Raw genomic sequence first — 2,594 nt, forward strand, 5'->3', positions numbered from 1 at the left:
ATCCTGCGGCAAGCAGCGGCGACCATCGCCGCGTTGCCGGCCTCGAGCGACGGGCCATCCGGGTCGCAGCGCCGGCACGGGCGAAAGCCGGTGGCCCTGGCCTGATCGAGCGTGTCGTGCAATTGCACATTTTTCGGATTGGCGCGCCGAGACGGGCAGGAAGGCCGGCAATAGACACCGGTCGTCGCCACCGAATACCAGAATGCGCCGTCGGCCGACTTGTCGCGCGCGACGATTCGCGCCCAGCGCGGATCGTCGGCGGCTTGCAGCGGCGTGGATTTCAGATTCTTGGCCAGGGTGATGAACATGGCCGCATTGAAGCCGCCAAAGGCCGGCCTCGCCACCCGTTTCTTGACAAGGGTCAGGAGGGTGCAAGCCTGTTCGTCGGCACGCACAAAGAGTATGGTGTGATGGAAAACATTCGACCCATTAAGACCGAAGCCGATTACGATTGGGCGATCGCCGAAATCACTAAATATTTCGAAAATGAGCCGGAGGTCGGCTCTCGCGATGGTGACCGGTTCGACGTTCTCGCAACTCTGATCGAGGCCTATGAGGACAAGCACTATCCGATCGAAGCCGCCGATCCCGTTGAAGGTGGGCCATCGCCTGGACGGCGATAGCCCTTTCGAATCAGGCAGCCTTCATCAAGCCGAGCTGGGTGAGGGCGGCGACGCCGTCATCGAGGCCGATCTCCTCGACGATCCTGCCGTCGACCACCTTCAGCACCGTGGTGCCGGTGAAACGCATCGTGCGGCCGGTGGCGGCCGGCAGCGAGCCGGCGAGGAAATCGCCGAAGGCCGGGCCGGTATGCGTGCCGCCGCCCTCCCACTGGCCGACGACATAGTCGCCCTCGGCAATCAGGTCGGCCGTGGCCCAGAAGCTGAGGTCCGGGAAGGCGGCGCGGAAGCCGCTCATGAAGGCCTTGATTTCGTCGCGGCCGCGGCGCGGCTCGTGCAGCGAGTATTTCAGCAGCATGTCGGGTGCCGCGATGTCGTCGACGACGGACAGGTCGCAGCTTTCACCCCAGAAGTCGGTGAACCATCTGACGACGACGGCCTTGTTGTCTTCTTGTCTGGTCATTGGAAGATCCTCTTGTCTCTGCAATGTGATCATCGGCGCCGCCGATGATCCGGGATCACCGGATTGGCCGATGACCTGGAGCCATGACTAGGAACATCCGGCCGATGCGAAACTCCGGTTCTTGCCGGCCAATCGAAGAGCAGAGGCGGCAGGTGAGGAGCCAACAAAGCAGCCCGCCATCGCCGTGGTAACTGTTTCTTCTCTGGTTTTGCCGCAGATTGCCCTGCGGTGGAGCAGGCGAAGCAGACGATGGCGCGTCAGGGCAAGAAAAGTCGCAATGGAACGTTCTGGGCCAAGGCCCTGGAGCGCGCCCATCTTGGTGTCTGGGACTGGGATCTTGTAACCGGCGACTGCTTCTATTCCGCGACCTGGGCGCGGATGCTGGGCTACGATGAGAGCGAACTTGCCAACACCAGCGACCTGTGGCTGCAACTGACCCATCCCGACGACCGCGAGCGGGCGCTGGCCAGCGGCGACCGCCACATTGCCGGCCTGACCGACGCCATCGAGACCGAATTGCGGCTGAAGCACAAGCAGGGACACTGGGTGTGGGTGCTCGATCGCGGCGGCGCCGTCGAGCGCGACGCGATGGGAAAGCCGCTCAGGCTGATGGGTGTGCAGACCGACATCTCCAAGCAGAAGGCGGCCGAAGCCGAACTCGAGCAGGTCAATGTGCGCTTCCGCCTGGCGCTTGCCGCCAGCGGTACCGGCATCTGGCACCACGACCTCGCCACCGGCAAAAGCTATTGGGACGAACGCACCAGGGAGATTTTCGGGCTTGTCTCCGACACCGCCGAAGTCGAGCGCGACCACTGGTTCGGCTATCTGCATCCGGACGATAAGGAGGCCGCGTCGCGCGCGCATCTGGTGCCGCTCGAAACGGACAAGGTCACCGCCGTGCAATACCGCATCGTCCGGCGCGACGGAGAGGTCCGGCACATAGAATCCCTGCTGCGTTTCATCGCCGACCCGCAAATCCCGGACCGCCGGCTGGCGGGGCAGATCCTGGGCACGGTGCGCGACATCACCGAAGACAAGCAGCGCGAGCAGGAGCTTGCCTATGCGGCCCGCCATGACGCGCTCACCGGTCTCTTGAACCGCGCCGCGTTCGACCGGCTGCTGGCCGATCACATCGCGGCCCCGCAGTTGCTGCCGCTTTCCGTGTTCTACGTCGATCTCGACTACTTCAAGGCGCTCAACGATTTTGCCGGCCACGCGGCCGGCGACCTGGCACTGAAAAGCGTTGCCCTAGGCATTCTGGGCTGCCTTCCCCCGACGGCGCATGCCGCGCGCCTGGGCGGTGACGAGTTCGCGCTGCTGATGCCCAATTGCAATACGGCGCAGGCCGGGCGGCTGGCCGACGCGGTACTTGCCGCGGTTCGCGATGCCGAACTAGGATCGACGGCCACGTCGCGCAAGCTGGCGGCCTCGATCGGCATCGCTTTCGTCGATGACGCCAACACGACGGTGGCCGACGCGCTGGCCTGCGCCGACGACGCCTGCTACGCGGC

General features: G+C 64.6%; 4 protein-coding genes. 2 read left to right on the forward strand and 2 right to left on the reverse strand.

Features of this window, described 5'->3' with window-relative positions:
* The coding region (locus EN984_RS30615) for an Ada metal-binding domain-containing protein (RefSeq protein ID WP_281057358.1) at positions 1-308 on the reverse strand (308 nt) is incomplete at its 3' end.
* Between EN984_RS30615 and EN984_RS39070 the strand changes: the two genes are divergently transcribed.
* A complete protein-coding gene (locus tag EN984_RS39070; protein WP_236382749.1) occupies positions 264-623 on the forward strand; it encodes a hypothetical protein in 360 nt (119 codons plus the stop codon). The two genes, EN984_RS30615 and EN984_RS39070, sit on opposite strands and share 45 nt — an antisense overlap.
* A gap of 10 nt (positions 624-633) precedes the next feature.
* On the opposite strand, the gene EN984_RS30625 is transcribed toward EN984_RS39070, so the two are convergent.
* On the reverse strand, positions 634-1,083 hold the full coding sequence (locus EN984_RS30625; RefSeq protein WP_127269678.1) for an ester cyclase: 450 nt from the start codon (positions 1,081-1,083) through the stop codon (positions 634-636).
* 249 nt (positions 1,084-1,332) lie between these two features.
* Between EN984_RS30625 and EN984_RS30630 the strand changes: the two genes are divergently transcribed.
* Positions 1,333-2,594: PAS domain-containing protein (locus EN984_RS30630; protein WP_127384189.1), on the forward strand; the 1,262-nt coding region annotated here is incomplete at its 3' end.

Source organism: Mesorhizobium sp. M7A.F.Ca.CA.004.12.1.1 (genome assembly GCF_003997835.1).
In the GTDB taxonomy this organism is placed as follows: Bacteria; Pseudomonadota; Alphaproteobacteria; order Rhizobiales; family Rhizobiaceae; genus Mesorhizobium.